The sequence below is a fragment of the Streptomyces sp. WELS2 genome (assembly GCF_013870595.1).
Taxonomy (GTDB): Bacteria; Actinomycetota; Actinomycetes; order Streptomycetales; family Streptomycetaceae; genus Streptomyces.
The window spans coordinates 1-6,126 of record NZ_JACBWZ010000350.1; the positions used below are offsets into that span (position 1 = coordinate 1).

4 protein-coding genes and 1 pseudogene are annotated in these 6,126 nt (G+C 70.7%); 4 read left to right on the plus strand and 1 reads right to left on the minus strand.

The window, feature by feature from the left end; genetic code table 11:
- Nucleotides 1–102 (plus strand): annotated as a pseudogene (locus H5J33_RS38720) (2-oxo acid dehydrogenase subunit E2); the annotation flags it as partial.
- On the opposite strand, the gene H5J33_RS20075 reads toward H5J33_RS38720, so the two are convergent.
- On the minus strand, nt 91–1,197 hold the full coding sequence (locus tag H5J33_RS20075) for a ricin-type beta-trefoil lectin domain protein (RefSeq protein WP_181796316.1): 1,107 nt from the start codon (nt 1,195–1,197) through the stop codon (nt 91–93). The pseudogene H5J33_RS38720 and the gene H5J33_RS20075 sit on opposite strands and share 12 nt — an antisense overlap.
- Before the next feature lie 413 nt (nt 1,198–1,610).
- On the opposite strand from H5J33_RS20075, the gene H5J33_RS20080 reads away from it, so the two are divergent.
- From H5J33_RS20080 to H5J33_RS20090, 3 genes are read left to right on the plus strand one after another with little or no spacing between them, the layout of a single operon-like run.
- Nucleotides 1,611–3,257, plus strand: coding sequence for an RICIN domain-containing protein (locus H5J33_RS20080; protein WP_181796317.1), 1,647 nt, complete (start codon nt 1,611–1,613; stop codon nt 3,255–3,257).
- 46 nt (nt 3,258–3,303) lie between these two features.
- The gene (locus tag H5J33_RS20085; protein ID WP_258565240.1) at nt 3,304–4,722 is read left to right on the plus strand and encodes a glycoside hydrolase family 43 protein; all 1,419 of its coding nucleotides are present in this window, start codon (nt 3,304–3,306) and stop codon (nt 4,720–4,722) included.
- Between the two features lie 36 nt (nt 4,723–4,758).
- The gene (locus H5J33_RS20090) at nt 4,759–6,027 is read left to right on the plus strand and encodes a cellulose binding domain-containing protein (protein ID WP_181796318.1); all 1,269 of its coding nucleotides are present in this window, start codon (nt 4,759–4,761) and stop codon (nt 6,025–6,027) included.
- Nucleotides 6,028–6,126: the final 99 nt, after the last annotated feature.

Consider the following 6,126-nt stretch of genomic DNA (forward strand, 5'->3'; position numbering starts at 1 on the left):
GCCCACAAGCGGGACGCCGAGTCCCTGACCGCCGAGTTCGCCCGGCTCACCGAGGCCGCCCGGGCCGGCCGGCACCTCACGGAACCCGGGTCATCCGGCGGTCAGCGTGGTCCACTTCTGGTTGGAGCCGCCGGTGCAGTCCCACAGCTGGAGCTGGGTGCCGTCGGCCGTGGAGAAGCCCGGGTCGTCGAGGCAGCGGCCGGAAGCGGGGTTGCGGTAGCCGCCGTTGTAGGGCTGCCAGACCTGGTTGGCACCGCCGTGGCAGGACCAGATCTGCACCTTCGTGCCGTTGGCCGTGTTCCCGCCGGCGGCGTCGAGGCACTTGCCGAGGGAGCGCAGGGTGCCGTCGGTGTACGCGGACCAGACCTGGTTGGCGCTGTTGCCGCAGCTCCAGATCTGGACGGCGGTCCCGTCGGCGCTGTTGGCGCCATTGACGTCGAGGCACTTGCCGGCGATGCCGGACTGCACACGGGCCGGGGCGGGGGCGGGGTCCTTCAGCCACCCGGCGCTGTCCGCGGCCTGGATGCCGCGGTGGAAGGCGTCGGCCATCTTCTGGTAGCCGGCGTCGTTGGGATGCAGGGGGTCGGCCAGGTCGGCCGTGGTCAGGCCGCTCATGTCCACGTACGCGACGTGCTTGCCCGCGGCCCGCGCGTCACTGACGATGCGGGAGGCGGCCTGGTTGTACGCGCCCCGGAACCGTTCCTCCGAGGCGCTGGTGGACACGACCAGGGAGGCGACGAGGACGGTGGCGTCGGGGACGTCGGCGGTGACCTGACCGACCAGCGAGCGCAGTCGGGCGACGGCGGTGTCGACCTCGGAGGCCCCCTGGAGGTCGTTGGTCCCGATGTGCAGGGTCACGACGTTGGGCCGGTAACGGGTCAGCGCGGCGTCGGCGAGCGCGGCGATCTGGTCGATGCGGTATCCGGAGTGGCCCTCGTTGTCGGGGTCCGGCATCGAACCGTTGCGCACCGTGCCCACGAAGTCCAGCGGATGGCCGTCCGCCGCGAGCTCGTTCCACAACGGTCCCCGGTAGCCGTTGCCCGTGCTGCTTCCCACCCCCCAGGTTATGGAGTCGCCCAACGGCATGAGGCGTAAGGGTGTGTTCGAGGCGGCGGAGGCAGGGCTCACCCCGGCCGTCATGACCCCGAGCGCGGTGGCGACAAGCGTGACCAGGGTGAGAATCCAGGGCTTTCTCATGCACACGTCCTCTTCTGGGAGTGGAGGCTGAGGCGACGTGCCCGGATCGATTCGCAAGTTCGCGATATCGAACATGGGTTGGTCTATCGAGCAACGTGGATGATAGAGGGTCAGCGGGACGCGTCAATCCTTCTCGCACGGTTCGCCGGCCGCTCCGAAACATTCGTATGTGCGGCGCGGGTCGGCGCTTCCGCAGGCCCTTGGGCCGAACACCGCAGTTCGTCGCTCATGCGCCGGCCTCGTCGGCCGGGTGGCGGGCGGAGTCCGGAGGCCGGACGGTGTTGACATGTTCGGAGGCCTCTCTAGTATCCGTGAGGCCCAACTTTCCGAATGGTGTTCGAAATTGCGAACTCCTTGGCGCTTCCAATGTCATGAGCCTGACAGACACTGCTTCTCCCGAAAAGGAGCCCTTGGTGCTCAGACGATCAGGCGGACGACTGCTCCGCCTCCTCGCGACCGCCGCGCTGACGGTCACCGCTTCCCTGACGGCCGCCTCCCACTCCACCGCCTCCGCAGCGCCGGGCAGCCCGGCGCTCACCCCGCCGCTGGGCTGGAACAGCTGGAACAGCTTCGGGTGCGGGATCACCGAAGGCCAGGTCCGCCAGGCCGCCGACGCGATGGTGTCCTCCGGCATGCGGGACGCCGGCTACCGGTACGTGGTGGTCGACGACTGCTGGTTCGACCCGCAGCGTGACGCGCAGGGCAACCTGCGGGCGAATCCCACGAAGTTCCCGAGCGGGATGAAGGCACTCGGGGACTACATCCACGGCAAGGGCCTGAAGTTCGGCATCTACGAGGCGCCCAACGAGCGCACCTGCGCGCAGGCCACGGGCGGCTACCCGGGGTCGACCGGCAGCAAGGGCCACGAGGCCCAGGACGCCGCCGCGTTCGCGTCCTGGGGCGTCGACTACCTCAAGTACGACTGGTGTTCCTCCGCCGGGACCCGTGACGAGCAGGTCGCGCGGTTCACCGTCATGCGCGACGCGCTGCGCGCCACCGGCCGTCCGATCGTCTACAGCATCAACCCCAACAGCCTGCACGCCATCACCGGTTCCACGTACAACTGGGGCGAGGTCGCCGACATGTGGCGGACGACCGAGGACCTGCTCGACATCTGGCAGAACGGCAACACCAACAGCTACCCGATGGGCGTCGGCAACGTCCTCGACGTCACCGCACCGCTGGCGGCCCAGTCGGGTCCGGGACACTGGAACGATCCGGACATGCTGGTCGTCGGCCGCCCCGGCCTGTCGCTGACCGAGTCCCGCTCCCACTTCGCCCTGTGGGCCCTGCTGGGCGCCCCGCTGATGGCCGGCAACGACATCCGCACCATGTCCGCCGACGTGAGTGCCATCCTGCGCAATCCGCGCCTGCTGGCGGTGGACCAGGATCCGCTGGGCGCGGGCGGGCGCAGGGTGCGCGACGACGGCGCCACCGAGGTGTTCGCCAAGCCGCTGTCGGACGGTTCGGTCGCGGTGGGACTGTTCAACCGGGGGGCGGACGCCGCGACGATCACCGCCCCGGCCGCGCAAGTCGGCCTGTCGGGCGGGCCGTTCACCCTCACCGACCTGTGGACCGGCGCTACGTCGAGCACATCCGGGCAGATCTCGGCGAACGTCCCCGCGCACGGCGTGGCCGTGTACCGGGTGAGCGGGGGCAGCCCGCTGGCCGCCACCACCTCGCGTCTGCGCGGCGGGGCGTCCGGCCGCTGCGCGGACGTGGACAACGCCTCCACCGCAGCCGGGGCCACGGTCCTGCTCTGGGACTGCCACACGGCCGCGAACCAGCTGTGGACCACGTGGGCGGGCGGCGAGATCCGGGTCTACGGCGACAAGTGCCTGGACGCCTACGACCAGGGCACCAGCAACGGCACCCGCGTCATCACCTGGCCCTGCAACGGCCAGGACAACCAGAAGTGGACCCTCGGCTCCGACGGTTCGATCCGCAACGTCCACGCCGGGCTGTGCCTCGACACCGACCGCTCCGGCACCGCCGACGGAACCCCGCTGGTCCTGTGGGCCTGCGACGGCCGGACCGCCCAGAAGTGGTCCCGCTCATGAGGGACACCGCGCGGCGGCCGTCCGTCGACACCGTGAGGAGGCCACGATGACGATCCCGTTCCGGCGGCCGTCCGCCACCGGCACGCGACTCGGCCGGACACTCGCCTGGACCCTGGGCCTCCTGCTGGCGTTCGCCGTCGTCCCCGCCGCGGTGGGGCCCACACCGGCGAGGGCCGACAACCCGATCGTGCAGCACATCTACACCGCGGATCCGGCCCCGCTGGTCCACGACGGGCGGGTCTACCTCTACACCGGGCACGACGAGGACGGCTCCACGTACTACACCATGAAGGACTGGCGCGTGTGGTCCTCCGCCGACATGGTGAACTGGACCGACCACGGCTCACCGCTCAGCCTGGCCACCTTCGGCTGGGCGTCCGCCGACGCCTGGGCGGGCCAGGCCGTGGAGCGCAACGGCCGGTTCTACTGGTACGTGCCGGTGAAGAACCGGGCCACCGGCCGGATGGCCATCGGCGTGGCGGTGTCGGACAGCCCCACCGGCCCGTTCCGGGACGCCCTCGGCCATCCGCTGGTGGAGAACGGCGAGATCGACCCGACCGTGTTCATCGACGACGACGGCCAGGCCTATCTGTACTGGGGCAACCCGAACCTGTGGTATGTCAAGCTGAACGCCGACATGACGTCCTACTCGAGCGGCCCGACCCGGATCCCGCTCACCACCGCGGGGTTCGGCACCCGCACCGGCGACCCCAGCCGTCCCACGCTGTACGAGGAGGGCCCCTGGGTCTACAAGCGCAACGGCCTGTACTACCTGGTGTTCGCGGCCAAGTGCTGCTCGGAGTTCATCGCCTACTCCACGGCGCCCGGCCCGACCGGCCCCTGGACCTACCGCGGGACGGTCATGCCCACACAGGGCGGCAGCTTCACCAACCACCCCGGCATCGTGGACTTCAAGGGCAGCTCGTACTTCTTCTACCACAACGGCGCGCTGCCGGGCGGCGGCGGCTTCACCCGCTCGGTCGCGGTGGAGCGGTTCTCCTACAACGCCGACGGCACGATCCCGACGATCGGCATGACGAGCGCCGGCGCACCGCAGACCGGCACGCTCGACCCGTACGTGCGCCAGGAGGCCGAGACGATCGCCTGGGAATCCGGGATCGAGACCGAACCGGCCAGTGAGGGCGGGATGGACGTCGGCTGGATCGACAACGGCGACTACATCAAGGTCAAGGGCGTGGCCTTCGGGCGGGGCGCTTCCTCCTTCACCGCGCGCGTCGCCTCGGGCAGCGGCGGCGGAACCGTCGAACTGCGGCTGGGCTCCCCGAACGGGACGCTCGTGGGCCGGTGCGGTGTGCCGGGCACCGGTGGCTGGCAGACCTGGACCTCGGTGACCTGCCCGGTCGCCGGCGCCACCGGAACCCAGGACCTCTACCTGCGCTTCACCGGAGGCAGCGGCTATCTGTTCAACGTCGACTGGTGGCGCTTCACCCCCGCCGCGTCCTGACCCGGCAAGGCGATGCCCGAACAGAAGGGAAGGCGCATGATCACAAGGACGAGATCCCTCTTATGGCCCGGCCTGCTCGCGGTGCTGCTGGCCCTGGGCATGGGCGGCACGGCACTGGGCCGCGCCGCCGCCGCACCGCTCAGGACCGCTGCCGCGCCGGTCGGTGCCGCTACCGCGAGTCCCGGATGCGGCAAGGCCCCGACCCTGACGAGCGGTACGTACACGATCCAGAGCGGCGGCAAGAACCGGAGCTTCATCCTGCGGGTCCCCGACGGCTACGACCGCAACCGCCCGTACCGGCTGGTCTTCGGGTTCCACTGGCTGGGCGGCACCTCCACCGACGTCGCCACCGGCCGCACCGTTGACCCGGGCACCTGGGCCTACTACGGGCTCCAGCGGCTGGCGGACAACAGCGCGGTCTTCGTCGCGCCGCAGGGCCTCGACAACGGCTGGGCCAACAACGGCGGGGAGGACGTCACCTTCGTCGACGACATGATCAGGCGGATCGAGGCGGACCTGTGCGTCGACCAGACACAGCGCTTCGCCCTGGGCTTCAGCTACGGCGCCGCCGTGTCGTACTCGCTCGCGTGTTCCCGTGCGACGGTGTTCCGCGCGGTCGCGGTCCAGAGCGGCGGGGTGCTCAGCGGCTGCGGCGACGGCACCCGGCCCATCGCCTACCTCGGAGTGCACGGTCTCAGGGACAACGTCCTCCCCATCTCCGGCGGCCGGGCGATGCGGGACAGGTTCGTCAAGAACAACGGCTGCACCCCGCAGAACCCGCCCGAGCCCGCCCAGGGCAGCCTGACGCACCGGATCACCGCCTACTCGGGCTGCTCGGCCGGCCATCCGGTCGTCTGGGCCGCGTTCGACGAAGGCCACATCGCCGCGCCGCAGGACGGGGCCCCGGGCGACAGCGGTCCCAGGACCTGGCTGCCGCAGGAGATATGGAGGTTCTTCACCCAGTTCCAGACGTCCACCCCGTCCCCGGGAACGGCGGCCTGCCAGGTCACCAGCACCGTGAACGCGTGGAACACCGGCCTGACCGCGAACCTCACCATCACCAACACCGGCACGACCGCGATCGACGGCTGGTCCCTCGCCTTCACCCTGCCCGAGGGCCAGACCATCACCTCCGGCTGGAACGCGGAGTACTCGCCCGCCTCCGGCCGGGTGACGGCCGGGAACGTCTCCCACAACGCCACCATCGCTCCCGGCGCGTCGGTCGACATCGGCTTCCAGGCCACCCACGGCGGCAACACCGCGGGACCGGGCTCCTACGCCCTCAACGGCACGGCCTGCGGGTGACCGAGAGCCAACCGAGCGCCGGCCGGTGAACTCCGGCCGCCGTGACACTGTCGCCCCCGGCCCGTTCCCTTGGGGCCGGGGGCGACAGTGTCACGGCCA